This window comes from Paenarthrobacter sp. YIM B13468, assembly GCF_042788025.1.
In the GTDB taxonomy this organism is placed as follows: domain Bacteria; phylum Actinomycetota; class Actinomycetes; order Actinomycetales; family Micrococcaceae; genus Arthrobacter; species Arthrobacter aromaticivorans.
Genome location: NZ_JBHZPI010000013.1, coordinates 35,110 through 49,766 on the forward strand (window position 1 = coordinate 35,110; position 14,657 = coordinate 49,766).

Sequence of the window (14,657 nt, forward strand, 5' to 3'; positions counted from 1 at the left end):
AGCGGGCCGTCACTACCGGCGCCGTCGGTTGCGCTTCAGTCTCCCGTCGGTCCCCGCCCGGACGCCATCGGCGCCCATAACCGACCATCCGAGGCCTTCGTCAGCCCCGATCCCCATAGTCCCCACCAAGAGTTCCGAGCAGCAACAGTTTAAGCGTCGGGTGGCGCTGGTTCTTGTCGTTCTGGTTGTTGTGGCCGTGCCGGCATTGCTCGCTATCCTTCTCGTTGCCGGCTAGCTCCCAGGAGCCCAACCCAGGCTTCGATTCTGGCTCAGCGGTCGGCTCCGATAGGATGTTGAAGTCTCTGTCTGTCGCAAGATCGCTCTCTTGGGGGAAAACGTGCCCAGCATTATGCCCATTTTCGGTACTCGTCCGGAAGCCATCAAAATGGCACCCATTGTTCACGCTTTGCACGAATCCGAAGAGTTCGACTGCATCGTAACCGTCACGGGTCAGCACCGGGAAATGCTCGACCAGGTCAACGACCTTTTCGGCATTAGTCCCGACCACGATCTCGATATCCTCCAGCCCGGCCAGTCCCTTACTGACATCATGACGCGCACCATGACCGGACTCGACAAGCTCTTCTCGGCCAACAAGCCTGACGCCGTCATCGTTCAGGGTGACACCACCACGTCGACGGCCGGAGCAATCGCCGCTTTTTACCATGGCATCCCCGTCGTGCACGTTGAGGCAGGCCTCCGTAGCGGCAACCTTCTTTCGCCGTTCCCCGAGGAAGCCAACCGCAAGATCACCAGCCAAATCACGACGCTGCATCTTGCGCCCACCACGACCAGCCGGGCCAACCTCCTTGCCGAAGGCGTATCTGCTGAAGACATCGTCGTCACGGGCAATTCCGTGATCGACGCACTCTTCACCACAGTGGACAAGCAGATTCCCTTCACGGACCCGCAGCTCGAGGAACTGGCAGCCAGTGGTCGCAAGATCCTCCTTGTCACCACACACCGCCGCGAAAACCAGGGTGACGCCATGCGCGGCGTGGGCCGCGCGTTGGCCCGCATTGCAGACGCCGAGCCGGACCTCGTCATCGTCCTGCCCGCGCACAAGAACCCGGTTGTCAGGGAAGCGGTCCTGCCCGCCCTCGAGGGGAAGCCGAATGTGGTGGTCACGGAGCCATTGGCCTACGGGGAGTTCACTCGAATGCTGTCCCTGGCACACATCGTCCTCACCGACTCCGGTGGAGTCCAGGAGGAAGCCCCGAGCCTCGGCAAGCCCGTTCTGGTGATGCGCGAAAACACTGAACGTCCTGAAGCCGTTGAAGCCGGCACGGTTACTCTTATTGGTACCGATGAGGAACGAATTGTCTCCCAAGTTGACCGCCTCTTGAACGACGCCGATCATTTCGATGCCATGGCCAACGCCGTCAACCCCTACGGCGACGGTCGCGCTTCAGAACGTACAGTGGCCGCCATTGCCGAGCTCCTCGGTGTCGGGCAGCGGATCGACGAGTTCGGTGTGACAGTTTCCGTTTAGTAAAGACAGTCCCTGCAACAGGGCTGTCACGAACGGTTAGCACAAATTACAGTTCTTTTTGGTGCTTGAAAGTTGATGTCAAGTCATTGAGTTTGGCGTGCCCGCACGCCATTCTTTTGCCATAGGTCCAAGGTCTCACCCTACGAGCCCAAGGATCCACCGTGGCAAAGTTCAGGTCCGAGACGTCCCTCCCACCTACTTTTAACGCCAGACATATTACGGCCAGCCTTCTGGCCGCATTTGTCCTAGTAGTAGGTTTCCTGCACGCATCGACAGCCCAAGCGGCTGCACCTCCCGTCTATCCCATAAGTGGCTACTTCATTTTTGGGAGTAGCAGTGACGCCGTGAACTTGCAGAAACTCTCCGACATCAAAGCTGTCGGTGGGGACACTGTCGTAACGTTTGGGTCGCGCATAAAGCCCGCCACCCTGACGGACATTCCCGTCGACTGCAAAGTCAACGGGACAAACTGCGCGCAGGCAGCGGCAGCCGGCGTAAAGGTCAACCGGTACTTCACTTACTCAGATAGTGCCCTGTGGGGTGCGCCGTCGCATGTCTGCCCCCGCGATATTTCCCTCACGGGAAATGGCAAACCTTTCACAGTTTTCGTACTGCCCAACCAAGGCAGCAGTTGCACATCGACGAATGGCTTATACGACGTCGTAGTCGTTAGCGGCGCAACGGCAGCGGGAACGGCTGGCGTTAATGTTTCACTCGCCAAGACTGCGACTTCATTGGGAATGAAGTACTATGCCGGGCTCCCAATACCGGTTGCCCGCACGGACTACGGATATCTCCCGGATGTCACGTATCTTCCTGCTTTTACGCAGTTCACCGATCGATTCCTTCGCTACCAAGCCAACGTCATAAACGTAGCCGGTCTCGCTGGTTTCTACCTTTCTTATGAGATGCCTGTAACCAGCGGCACGACGTTCGACCCCATCTTGAACCTATACCGCATTCAGAACCAGGCTATAGCCCGCATACATCCGGACCGCGGCGGACTCGTCAGTCCCTATCTGGACGGGAGGAAGACAGTTGGCCTCACGACTACACAGGTCCGCGACGGTGCCGAGAAGATAGGCAAGACGGCAGGCAACAACAGCCTTGCGATAGCCATTCAGGATGGTATGGGAACGGGTAAGTCCGGCGCCTTCTTTGGCAACGAAGCTGGGAGCCCCGTCGATCAGTTCAATGCCTCCATCGTGGGGAGCGGCACCTGGGGTAGTAAATACCAGGCACCGGTTCGTGACTATTTCGCGGCCGCAGCTGAAGGGGTCGATGGCACGGGAGCCCAGCTGTGGGCCAACCTCGAGGGCATGGCGCCAGCGACAAGCCAGAACCCATGTGACAGCAATTTGCGAGGCCAAACCACGAAAGCACGGGTTGACAGGCAACTCCAGCAGCTGGGTAACTCCCCCATGAAGGTCATCTCCTTCATGTGGGACGGCTATTACACGTGCACCGGTACTTGGTCTCCACTCGCCGAGCGCATAAAAGCTGGCAACATGACGCCCGTAATAACGGATTCCATCTTCTACGGCAACGGAGATGTTCTGGTCACGGGACATAATCTGAGCGGCGGAACCGTGACCGTAAAGTGGACCGACGTATATGGCCGGACCTATGAAAAGACAGTCACCGCTGCAAACTACAACCCGGATTATGGCGAGCAACGTGGCATTAATCCACGGCTTGAGTCAGTCACGGCCAAGCTAGGCAGCACCTCGCTCGGGATTGGGAAGTACTACATGATCGACGTCGTGAATGGCGCGGGCGCAAAGAACGATGCGTTCTACTCAGACCGCGGCTAAGAGTTCCACAGTTAAGTAACGAGGCCTTCTGCCCGGGCTTGGGCAGAAGGCCTCGTTCTGTCGGCAAGTAATTTGCTAGTGGGAGGAAATACCGCTGCCAGCACCCCAAGGGGACGTTGAAACGGCCACCAAGGAATTCACATTTTCCAGGGACCCAACCCACTCCAAGTTGCTGATCTCGGCGGAGGGGAACGACGCGGGCCGGACCTTCAGAGACTTGGAAGCCGGAAGGATAGCGAACGACACCTCCGGGGTTTTCTGGTTCTTGGGGACGTGGACCCGCAGATTGCGTGTAACCGGCGAGGTCTTCAAGACCTCTGTGTAGGCGACAGATCCACCCACACTGACCGTCAGTTTGTACAACCCAGCTGACTCTTCGCTGACGCTGTGCGCCACCGTTGCTATCAGGTCTGTGCCCTTGCCCTTGATCCGCTCGTGGGTTACCAGGACGGACCTCCGGTCATGTCCCAGCACCCAACTGACCGCTGGCTCGACAATATCGATGTCGCTAACAATTTGCTGAACGGTGGAACTTGTTGCTTCGCTGGCAAAGATGCGCTCCAGCAATCCTTCAAATCTCATTTCAGCATTGAGCGGCCCTAGGACCACGGTACGGGCTGCAGCCAGAATTCTCGTTGTACTTGCATTCGAGGAGGCCAATCTGGCGAGTTTCATAGCCAGTTCGCCCCTCTCCCGAACGGACACTGAGGCGATCCCGGCAGGACAAATGTTCATCGTACCGACTCCGCGGGGCACCACCACCAGAGAACCGGAAGCCATGGCAAACGGCAAGGCTTCGGACGGCAGCGGACCTGGAATGCTGGCATCAAACGGGGCCACAACAACTGTGGACTTCAAGGCAGCCGCCAGGAGCCCAAGGTCGTTGAATTCCGCAGGTGACTCCTCAATGAACAGCTCCAGCGAAGGCCAGTCGGCCAAGTCCCGGAAGGCTGCGGCTTGCTTGTTGAAATGAAGTCTCCGCTTTCCGGCAACTACAACGCGCTGCTCGCGTTCGCGAACCCGTTCCGTAGCCATCCGGAACGAATGATCTACCAGATGCGGCAGGTGCTCCACGGATTCGAAGCCGTCGCTGACAAGTCCAGCGGCCACAGTTTCGTTCAAGACGCCGAGGTAGTCCACCCTGGAAGCCAAGCGCTTAACCTTCTCACCGCCCTTGGCATGTTCAGCACCAATTACCGCAAGCCGAACGCCGGCCGCGAGTAACTCATCCCTACCCGCCTGAGTGATGCCGCAATCCAGCCCCGAAATAACAAGCAGTTCAGGAAGCTCCTTGACGGACTGAATGAACTTAGCGGCGTTGACAACAAACTTAAACTCATTGTTGGGATCGGGTACAAGGACACTCTTATATTGGGCAAGGTCAAGGGCTACTACGTTATGCCCCAACGTTTGCAGTGCCCTCATGGCCACCGATGAAGTGGAAGTGACTCTTCGGAATCCCACACCGAGTACGGCAATTGAGCGAGCCTTCGTGGTGCCCTTCACCTCAATGCTCTCCTGCGGAACGGCAGCTTCGGCGGAACGAATTGGTTCGGCTTTCTCGCGACCGGCATCCACAGCATCAAATTGAGTGAACCAGAGACTGCGTTCAGTGGCATCCAGATCCTGCCAGGAATCATCGGAAAGCACCGATTCCAAGGCCATGACGCGAGCCGCCGCGGAGTAGTTCCTGAGGAAGCGATCGTGCGTTGAACGGCTCAATTCTTCCAGCGAAGAAGACGCAAGCAAAGACTGAATGGTGCTGTCCAGTTGCGTGATCGAATCGACGCAGATGATTTCAGGGAAGGAGGCCAGGTCCTCGGCGTCCGGGACAACGGAGACGATCGGAATTCCCATTGCAGCGTACTGGATTACGCGACTCGGATACTGGAAGAAACCCAACTTGTCCAAACCGTCGAACCAGGTTTCGAGACCTTGATGGTCCCGGAAGTACTGCGGAATATTGATCGCGAGTCCAGTTCTGGCACCGGCTTCGACCACTTCCTCGTCGCTGTCTAGGAACCCACCACCGATTCGGTAGTAGTCGCGTCCGACGCTGCCATGAATCCGGACACTTGAGGTAAGTGAACCCAGGTCGAAGTACCTGGTCCGGCGAACTTCGTCGTGAACGTTGCCCAAGAACATTGCATCTGATTCCCGTGGCTGCGAGCCAAACACGTAAGGGAATGCAGTTTGGTCTGTCCAGAAGGGGAAGTTGATCCCAGTGGGACGCCCAAACATGGACTCGTAAAAATCCAAGACCCTGGCAGTACCACAATGGAGTACTACGTCGTAGCTTTCCACAACCGGGCCATAGGAGAGATCCCAAAGAACGGGGTCGTCAGAAAGCCAAGCCACCAGACGTGCACCCGTACGCTTAGCCCGCTCGAGCAGTGGCATCGGAAGGCTGGCCGGCCTGAACACGAAAATCACGTCAGGACGAAAATCGATGACCTTATCCAACGTTGAGTTGAGGACGTGCAATTGGGCAGGGCCGGTCGCAAACTTGTACCCGTGGCCGACCTTCCCTGTGTTCAGAACCGTATGGCCGGCGGCCGCAAGGGCGCGCTCAAGGGAGCTAGCTACGTGCGTTTCGACTATGCCATCAAACAAAGCAATTTTCATGATGTTTCCCTAAACCGTCCAGGACGGATCTGAACTGGCGGATGCCTCGCGTACATTGAACCGATCAGAAATCGTCACCAACTCCGAAGATTCAAAGACAGATCCAGGAGTCAAAGACTCGTGCACGAGAAGGGGCTTCCAATCAGCTGAGATCGGGGAAATCCATGCCCCGGATAGGATGCGGAAGCCTTCGGTATCTTCAGGCCAGCTATCGCCAATATAGGCACTATCCGGCTTCTTGGAAGTGGACGTGACTGCCTTGCCTGTAACACGGGACTCAGCGTCGTGAAGTGTGTAGAGCCGTAGGTCGCTTACATAGTTCGGCGCGTAATCAAAGGCCTCAGAGAACACGGCCACAAACGGGGATTCCAGCTGGAAACCCTCGATGTCCTGAAGGGTTCGCAGGATGGTTGTGGATTCGGACATGCCTCTGCGCTTCAATGCCGCTCGAATTTCACTATCTTCAGGTCCCACGCGGCAAACAATCACAACCTTTTCCAACTCGACCGTCTGTTCATTGGCCTGGGCGATGAGCCTGTCCAAGGACGACAAAGAGGATGCAACGAGCACGGCCGTAACGCCATCGCGGGGAATCTTCCACTCAAGCCCGGCCATGGAATAGATTTGCTGCATCCGTTGGGCATAGGTGTGCTGCTGCAGGGTCCGACGCCAAGCCTTATGCGTGGCGCGTTCCCGGAAGTCATGATCGCCCACGAGACGCCCGAGAACTTCCTTAGCCTCGGACTGCGTCCGCACCGTGAAAACTTCGTCAGCCGCGTAAGCACCAGCAATAGCTTCTGATTCAACGCTGACAACAGCCGTCTTGCTGCTGCTCAGTTCAAAAATCCGCCTCGCACACATGCTCTTCGACTGCGGCACAGAATTTACGTTGAGGAAGACCTTGTGGTGGCCGTACGCCCTGACCATTGCCGCGTACGGCAGCGAACCGACGACGAACTGTGCGTAAGGTTCAGGAAACGCGTAATTTGCGTCCCCGCCGAGGGCTCGTGAGTATATCGACAAACCAAGCTCTGCCGACGGGGGGAACAACAGATTCATTTGGTCACGGCGTTCCGGGAACTTGTGCGCAAAATACTGCCCTGCGAAGGCCACGTTACCGACATTGGACTGTGAGTCACGTAGCGGCTTGTGGATACGCGGTTGTGCAGCAAAGGGAAGGGTTGCCACGTTGTCATGACCAGCCGCTGCCGCATAATCCTTGATCAAGGATTCTTCGGACGTGAGGATAACGTCGAATTCCTTGGCTGCAGGGAGGAATTCTTCGAAGTGGGGTGGGTCTTCCTTGTTCCAGAAGACTGTAGGTATTCCTTGTTGTCGGCATGCTTGGATCAGTGAATAGAACGCCGTCTTGGGACCGCCGGGGCCGGTAATCTGATAGGCCCAGTCGCCATCATTTCCACTCCAGGCAGACTCAACAAAGAGGACATCTGGACGAAGTCGCTCCAGCGCCTCTGCATAGTCCCTTGTGGAGATCGGCCAGAGTCGCGCTTCAGGGGCAAAACACTGTGTCGAGAATTCGTCCAAGATGACCCCAACGGACGGAAGGTCCCGGGTGGATTCAGGCAGGGCATAGGAAATCTCCAGCCCAAACGAATTATTCACCAGGTTGAACAAGCCAAGGTGGACGTCGCTTGAGTTCATCGCTTTCACGTTCCAATCAATTCTGCGCGGTTGTACGACTTCGACATGTTCTTTACGTAGAGTCCAGGATGAGCCTCGAGGAACGCCTGGACCGCGGGCCGAACATCGATGGCGGACGAGTCGACGATCACCACAGGCGTTTTAGGTCGGAGCCAATTGAAATACAACGCCGGGATGTTGTCCGTTAACGCGGTGCCTGAGGCAATGGCCCCGAAGTCGATAACGACCATGTCAGCCGAGTGTGCCGTCACTCCGGAGAGGGAAGCCGCCGGAACAGGGCTCGCGGGCAAGAGATCGCAACTTGCATTCGCTTCTTGGGCTGCACCCACAACGGCGCGGAAGGCAGCGATCTCTTGGTCGGACCCCACCAATCCTGCTGTCAGGGAAGGCCGCGGTTGGAGGTGCGTCAAGCAGTTCGCGACCCATGCAGTTGAGATGCCGGAACCGATATGCACCACCGTTGCCGGCAAGTGATGGCTGATCGACTCAAATATTCCACTTGCCGCTGCAATCGAAATGTTTCGGCTTTGTACGTGCCGGGTCATTCCCACCCAGTCCCGGATCTGCTCCAAATAAGGAAACGACTCGGTATTGGTTACGTGTTTAGCATGGTTGCCAACGGATACAAGCTTGGCCACATCCGTTTCGTTTAAGCGAACACTCTTGTCGATCGAATCTGCCGACCTGGCAATATTCGATATAGCGCGAGTTTGCTCTGTAGTCTTTTGCGTATTCTGTCGCACGGCCGCCAGTGAACGGCGAACGGTGTAAGTGCCTTCGAAGAGAACCGGGACGGTCGCTGCCAATCCGATGACGACGAGGAAAATTCCTAAGTTCCTGGATTCCAAATAGGAGATAAGGCCGCCAGCGAAGATTAGGGCGCCGATGGTCAACCCAAGAATACCTCTGGGTGTTCGAAGGAATCTGGACAGCGGTGAGTTATTTTTGAGTCTTAACATTCTGCAATGCTCCGTGAAGTCGTTTCGTGCATCGAAGTTCTCTGGGAAGTATTTAGTTTTCTTTGCATCGCGCTCCGTCCGGCTGGGGCTGTCTCGTTCGAATACCAGAGAGGTACTCGAACGAGACACCGGGCGTTATCAGGCATAGTTCGGAGGGGCTACTCGCGAACTCGCCGTCCTCGCCGCGTTGCAGCATCCATGCCATCGAAACTCGGCGGGGCAAAGCCAAGTCCCTTCAGTCCTGCCGTCCAATCATCACTCGCGGCCACGTTCAGAACATCTGTTATGAGTGTCTTAGGGGGAGCAGCATGCCCGTCACCCCAGTCATCACCCATGAGTTCAAAGACGGCATTGCTGTAGTGCAAATTCTCAACAAACGGGTTCCGGTGACGTTCGATGTGGAATTTATCGGTGCTGTTCTGCATGTAGGCAACAGTGTTCTCTACTGGTTTGCTGTATACCTTCACGAGATCCGTCGTGACACTGTGCGGAAGTCTTTCCATGGCGTCACTTCCGCTGACCTCAAAGCAGGTCTCGGCGTAGTTGGCAACGGGGATAGGCTCATATTTAGCGATGTCGGTCTGTGGATTTGCAACGATTGCGAGTGAACCCGGGAATTGCGAAGAATAGTAAAGAGATGCAAATCCTCCGCCTGATGTGCCGAAAAAGACGAGCTTTTCGCTACCAAAGGACCAAACAATCTTGGCAATGATGTCTTGGAGAATCTGCTGGAGTCGTTGCTTTGAGTTACCCGCATACCAGCCAAGGTTCATCGTAGGGCTGATGATCAAGCTGGGATCAGAAATAAAAATCCGGTTGACATCCACTTCGCGGGAAACGCCGAGACCAGCAATCATGGGTAGCCGGTACTCGGGACGTACGGCGCCATGCAGAAAAACGGCCGTCGTCTTGTGGCCGCGGTTTTGCACCAGGACGTCAATAGGGAGCCCCCCATGATCAATCACGTGGTATCCCCCCTTGATTTCGCGGGCGCCCAGGAATGCGCCAATCGAGGGATAGCCTGTGATCGCATGAACCTTGGGATCAATATTTCTTGCGCGGGTCATTCTCAACTCTCATGTCTTTGCTCGCTGAGCTGTATGAACAGCTCGAACCGATCTGGGAACCTAGACAGCGACAGCCGCTGGGGTGGTTTCAAGGTTCAGCGCGCCGCGCGTGTCAATGACAATCTTGCCGGACAGCAGCTCAGGGGCCACGGCCTTGACGTCGTCGTGATCAACCAAGACGACTACTACGTCCGAACGCTGGATGGAGTCTTCAATCGAGACAAGCTCCACGTTGCTGCGTCCAGCGAGCTGCTTGGGCAGTTCTTCGACGTGCGGTTCAGCAACGTTGATGCGACGGTCCTGCAGGGCGTCCGCGAGGTGCGCTGCGATCTCGATGGCGGGTGATTCGCGGAGGTCGTCGATGTTGGCCTTGAACGCGAGGCCGAGAACTGACACCTCTGCCGTGGTGGGCAGCGTCTCCAAAGCCGAAACGACCTTCTGGAAGACCCACTCCGGCTTGGCATCGTTGACTTCACGCGCAGTGCGGATCAGGCGGGATTCCTCGGGAGCTGCTGCAACAATGAACCACGGGTCCACGGCGATGCAGTGGCCACCCACGCCGGGGCCCGGCTGCAGGATGTTGACGCGGGGGTGGTGGTTAGCCAGGCGGATCAGTTCCCAGACGTCAATTCCCAGCTTGTCACTGATGACCGAAAGCTCGTTGGCGAAAGCAATGTTGACGTCGCGGTAGGAGTTCTCCACCAGCTTGGCCATCTCGGCAGTGACGGCGTCCGTGGTAAGGATTTCACCCTGGCAGAACACTGCATAGAGGTGCTTCGCCTTCTCGGCGGCCTCGGCAGTCATACCGCCAACAATCCTGTCATTGGTGACGAGTTCGATCATGACGCGCCCCGGGAGGACACGCTCCGGGCAGTGGGCCACGAGGATGGCCGGCTTCGAGTCGGAACCATCAAGGCTAAGGTCCGGGCGGAGGTTCAAGATGTACTGGGCCATGTGCTCGGTGGCGCCGGGAGGTGACGTGGACTCCAAGATCAGAAGCTCGCCGCCCTGCAGCTGCGGCGCAATGGCCCGGGCTGCAGCTTCGATGTAGCTCAAGTCGGCGGAGCGGTCTTCCTTGAACGGTGTGGGGACGGCAACGATGTAGGCGTCGGCCTGGGGAGTGGAAGTACTCGCGCTCAGGTGGCCCTGGCTCACGGCACCGGACACGTGGACCCCAAGGTCCGGTTCGACGAACGGAACCTGGCCTGCATTCACGGCATCCACCGTGCGCTGGTTTACGTCCACGCCGATGACCTCGACGCCGTTCGTTGCCAGGATGGCGGCGGTTGGGAGGCCTATGTATCCCAGGCCGATGACTGCTACTCGTTTTATGGTGTTCAAAATGTTCCCCTTTTTATTTTCAAATCTTGAGTCTGGCTAAAGCGTGACGTGCTCGGTGGGATTGCCCCAGAACCGGACTTCTCCTGAGGCGAGGAGCTCGTCGTCGGAGGCGTTCCAGGTGTGTCCCGATCCGCTCCTGAGTTGGTAGTAGTTGTATCGGTCAGAGGAATAGATCTTTCCGCCTGCTTGGGTCACTGCGTTCAGGAAGGCAGTGTCTTCGCCGCGGCTTCTGTCCTCGAATGGATGCTCTTCAAAGACGGAGCGTTTTGCCATGATGGTTGGTCCCATGACCATGTGGCTGAACCTGTGCTCCATGTGTCCAAAACGGTACACAGCAGCATTCCTGCTCGAAATGAACATGAAGTGGGCGAGCTTGCCCACTACGTCCGCCCCCGAGTACTGAAGTGCGTTGACTTGGTCCCGTAGGTAGTCAGGACCGTAGTAGTCGTCGTCATCCATCTTGGTGAGTACCGCACCAGTGGATTCGGCAACACACCTGTTCAGGCAGGCTCCGAGGCTCAGCGATTCCGGCTCTTCCAGCAACGTCAGTTGAGTCACGTTGTACTTCTTGCTAAGCCTCTGGATGGTGGAAGCACTGGGTTTGAAGCCGTGGGTCAACAACACGAGCTCAACCTCCACCCCACGTTGGGAGCCGACTGTCTTGAAGATGTGCTCCAGTTGGTGGGGGCGAATGGTGGAAACCAGGGCACTGACGGTCTCCGGCTGAACAGGCTTTTGACGGGCCGGCAGCACAAGCCGTACAACGTCCTCAGCCCTGTGCGCGTAGGTGTGCTCAGCCCAGATTTGCCGCTGCGCAAGGTGCACTGAACGATCGTTGAGCTCGGGGCTTCGCAAGAGCGCTTTGATGACGTCCGCAGCCTGTTCGGTGTTAGCCACACTATGGATTTCACCATCAGGGAAGAACCGCGGCAGCGCAGGGCTCGGAGTGGTGACCACCGGAGTGCCGGCTGCCGTGATCTCAAAGATCCGACGCGCACACATGCTCGGGGAATCCACCACGGAGTTGACGTTCAGGAAGACCTTGTACGCCTTGTACGCGGTGAGCATCTGGTCATATGTGAGCGAACCTACTACATGCGCGTCATAGGGTGCGGGGAACTGATATTCGGGATCTCCGCCCAACTGCCGGGAAAAGATCTCAAGACCATTCTTGAAGGTGGACGAACCCGCGATTGCGCCGTCCAAAAGAACCTGCAGCTGTTCCCGGCGTTCCGGGTACTTGTGCGCAAAGTACATCCCCGCAAAAGCTACGTCCCGGGAATGCCTGCCGTTCGCCGGCCTAACCGGGTTATGGATAGCAGGCTGGGCCGCAAACGGAAGGACCCCGATCCGATCGTGGCCAAGGGCCGCACGATAATCAGGAAGCTTGTTCTCATCCGACGTGAAGACGGTGTCGAATTCGCGCGCCGCTGGAAGAAAGTCCTCAAAGTGCGGAGGGTCTTCCTTGTTCCAGAAGACAGTAGGGACACCGTGGTTGCGGCACCACTGCATCAGATCCAAGAACTCTTGTCGTGGGCCGTTGCTGCCGGTGAGCTGGTACTGCCAGGAGCCGGAGTTGCCGTTCCAGGCAGACTCCACAAACAAGAAGTCAACGCGCTGCTCCTGCAACTGTTGAAGCCAGTTGTCCTTCTCGAGGAAAAGCACGTTCCACTCGTAAGAAAACGAACGAGCAGAAAAATCGTCGAGGATGACAGCGACAGTAAGATCGCTGCGGCGAGGAGGGACAGCCGGGTAGTCAAAAGCGCTGAAGGACAAAGAGCGCCCGTCCTTGGCGCGCAGCATGGTGCCGCTGGCACTGCGAACAGGGCTCGCTCCAGCGGTCCTGTGCCGCCGGTACCACTTTCGCAGCTGGGGAAGCCCTCCTTGGCGAAAATGCCAGGCTGCCGTACGAACATCGGATACGTAGCGCATTAGACCCGGCTCCTGCGCATCTTGCTCCGTGCCAGGACTTCAGTCATCTGCAGATTGGCACGGGCTTCATCCCGGATTCGCGCCGCGGTGAGGTTGTTTCCCTTGGCCAAATTAGCGGTGAAGTCCTGGTAGGCACGGACAGTTTCTTCAGGGTCGCCGTCCATGATCAGGTGTCCCTTGTCCAGCCAGAGGACCCGGCTGCACATCTTGGTGATGGTGTCCAGGGAGTGGCTGACCAGGAAGACACAGCCAGCCTGTTCGCGGAGTTGGTCCATGCGTCGCTTGCTTCGATCACCGAACTGGGCGTCACCAGTGTTCAGTGCCTCGTCCACCAGAAGAATCTCGGGGTCGATGCTCGCAGCGATGGCGAAACGGAGCCTGGAGGCCATGCCCGACGAATATGACTTCATGGGCAGGTAAATGGAATCCTCCAGCCCACAGAGTTCGACGATGCTGTGGAACTTGGCCTCCACTTCCTGCCGACTCATACCCATGGCGAGGCAGCCGAGGACTACATTTTGGTGCCCGGACAAGTCAGGCATCAGCGCAGCATTTACACCGAGCATGATCGGTGTACTTGAAGCGAAAATCGCTCCGGAGGTAGGGCGCATTTGGCCGCTGATGAGTTTCATCAGCGTGCTCTTGCCGGAGCCGTTGCGGCCAATGATGCCCACGGACTCGCCGCGTTCCACCACCAAAGACAGTTCGTAAAGCGCACGTACCGTCACAGTGTTCGGCCGGCGGCCCAGGCGGCTCAGGAAACTCGTGTCCCGGCGTTCTTGCGCGACGGCCTCAGAGTCGGTTGTGACCACACGGTATTCCATCGCTGCACGGTCAACCACCACGCACGGGTGGCCTTCAACATCCAGGACTTGCTCATCCGCGACCATAGGACTCCTCCCCCTGCCAGAAAAAGACCATGCCCACAAGAAGGGCACCCAGCGCCCAGACGGCCAGAGTGGCCCAGGACTGCCATGTGGGTGATTCCGCATAGAGGATGCAATCGCGAAGGATGTCGATGACGTTGAACAACGGGTTCATCTTTAGAACGGCCAGAAGGTCCGGGTGAGTCACAAACTTCTCATAGGAGTAGAAGATCGCGGAGCCATACATCCATGCGCGCATGAAGAACGGCAGCAGGTGCGTGGCATCATGGACGCGCGAAATGATGCGGGCCAGAATCAGTCCAACGCCAAGATTGAAGACTGACTGCAGCAAAAGTGCCGGGATGATGAGTACCCACAGCCAGGTGATCTTCTCCACGGGCGGGATCAGGGTGATGATCAAAAGCATCGCGAGGATCAACGGCACGTTGGACATCATTTCCCGGATGTTCATGCCGATCGGCAAAGTCGCCCGCGGAAAGTTGAAAGCCTGGACCACGGACTTATTGCTGTGGATGGACCGGGCACCGCTTGTTATGGCGCCCGATGTGCCCTGGAAGATGAAGATTCCAATCACCAGGTAACCGACGTAATTCTCAATGCCGCCGCTGGTCTGGAGCAGGATGCCGAAAATAACGTAGTACGTAAGGCCATTGAAGATCGGGTTGAGCAGCAACCATGCACTGCCCAGGCGGTCTCGTCGCGTGCCACTCTGCACCCTGGCGCGGGCGTCATAAAAAATGAACTCACGGAAGTCCCAGAGCTGAACCAGATAGTCCAGAAAGCCCGGGCGCGCACCAACGCGCGTCAGGCGGCGCATGTCCACAGCCAGTGGTTGTACCAGCGCTGGCTCGGGCAGTAGTGCTTTCTTCGCCGACATC

Annotated in this window: 10 protein-coding genes; 2 read left to right on the forward strand and 8 right to left on the reverse strand. The window is 57.3% G+C overall.

Annotated elements, in window-relative coordinates:
* Positions 1–337 precede the first annotated feature (337 nt).
* A complete protein-coding gene (gene wecB, locus ACFX4T_RS13535) occupies positions 338–1,492 on the forward strand; it encodes a non-hydrolyzing UDP-N-acetylglucosamine 2-epimerase (RefSeq protein ID WP_377652331.1) in 1,155 nt (384 codons plus the stop codon).
* 161 nt (positions 1,493–1,653) lie between these two features.
* A complete protein-coding gene (locus ACFX4T_RS13540) occupies positions 1,654–3,306 on the forward strand; it encodes a hypothetical protein (protein WP_377652332.1) in 1,653 nt (550 codons plus the stop codon).
* Positions 3,307–3,381: 75 nt separating this feature from the next.
* Here ACFX4T_RS13540 and ACFX4T_RS13545 read toward each other — a convergent pair whose 3' ends face one another.
* From ACFX4T_RS13545 to ACFX4T_RS13580, 8 genes are read right to left on the reverse strand one after another with little or no spacing between them, the layout of a single operon-like run.
* Complete coding sequence (locus ACFX4T_RS13545; protein WP_377652333.1) at positions 3,382–5,931, reverse strand: hypothetical protein; 2,550 nt, start codon at positions 5,929–5,931, stop codon at positions 3,382–3,384.
* A gap of 9 nt (positions 5,932–5,940) precedes the next feature.
* Complete coding sequence (locus ACFX4T_RS13550) at positions 5,941–7,593, reverse strand: glycosyltransferase (RefSeq protein WP_377652334.1); 1,653 nt, start codon at positions 7,591–7,593, stop codon at positions 5,941–5,943.
* Positions 7,594–7,598: 5 nt separating this feature from the next.
* On the reverse strand, positions 7,599–8,681 hold the full coding sequence (locus ACFX4T_RS13555) for a hypothetical protein (RefSeq protein ID WP_377652335.1): 1,083 nt from the start codon (positions 8,679–8,681) through the stop codon (positions 7,599–7,601).
* 29 nt (positions 8,682–8,710) lie between these two features.
* Positions 8,711–9,619 (reverse strand): hypothetical protein, encoded by a 909-nt coding sequence (locus tag ACFX4T_RS13560; protein ID WP_377652336.1) that lies wholly within the window; start codon positions 9,617–9,619, stop codon positions 8,711–8,713.
* Positions 9,620–9,679: 60 nt separating this feature from the next.
* Entirely contained in the window at positions 9,680–10,960 is a 1,281-nt protein-coding gene (gene wecC / locus ACFX4T_RS13565) for a UDP-N-acetyl-D-mannosamine dehydrogenase (protein WP_377652337.1), read from the reverse strand.
* A gap of 36 nt (positions 10,961–10,996) precedes the next feature.
* Positions 10,997–12,892 (reverse strand): glycosyltransferase, encoded by a 1,896-nt coding sequence (locus tag ACFX4T_RS13570; RefSeq protein WP_377652338.1) that lies wholly within the window; start codon positions 12,890–12,892, stop codon positions 10,997–10,999.
* Positions 12,892–13,782, reverse strand: a complete 891-nt coding sequence (locus ACFX4T_RS13575) for an ABC transporter ATP-binding protein (protein WP_377652339.1) — start codon at positions 13,780–13,782, stop codon at positions 12,892–12,894. The genes ACFX4T_RS13570 and ACFX4T_RS13575 overlap by 1 nt, the downstream gene beginning before the upstream one ends.
* Positions 13,769–14,656 (reverse strand): ABC transporter permease, encoded by an 888-nt coding sequence (locus ACFX4T_RS13580; RefSeq protein WP_377652340.1) that lies wholly within the window; start codon positions 14,654–14,656, stop codon positions 13,769–13,771. The genes ACFX4T_RS13575 and ACFX4T_RS13580 overlap by 14 nt, the downstream gene beginning before the upstream one ends.
* Position 14,657 lies beyond the last annotated feature (1 nt).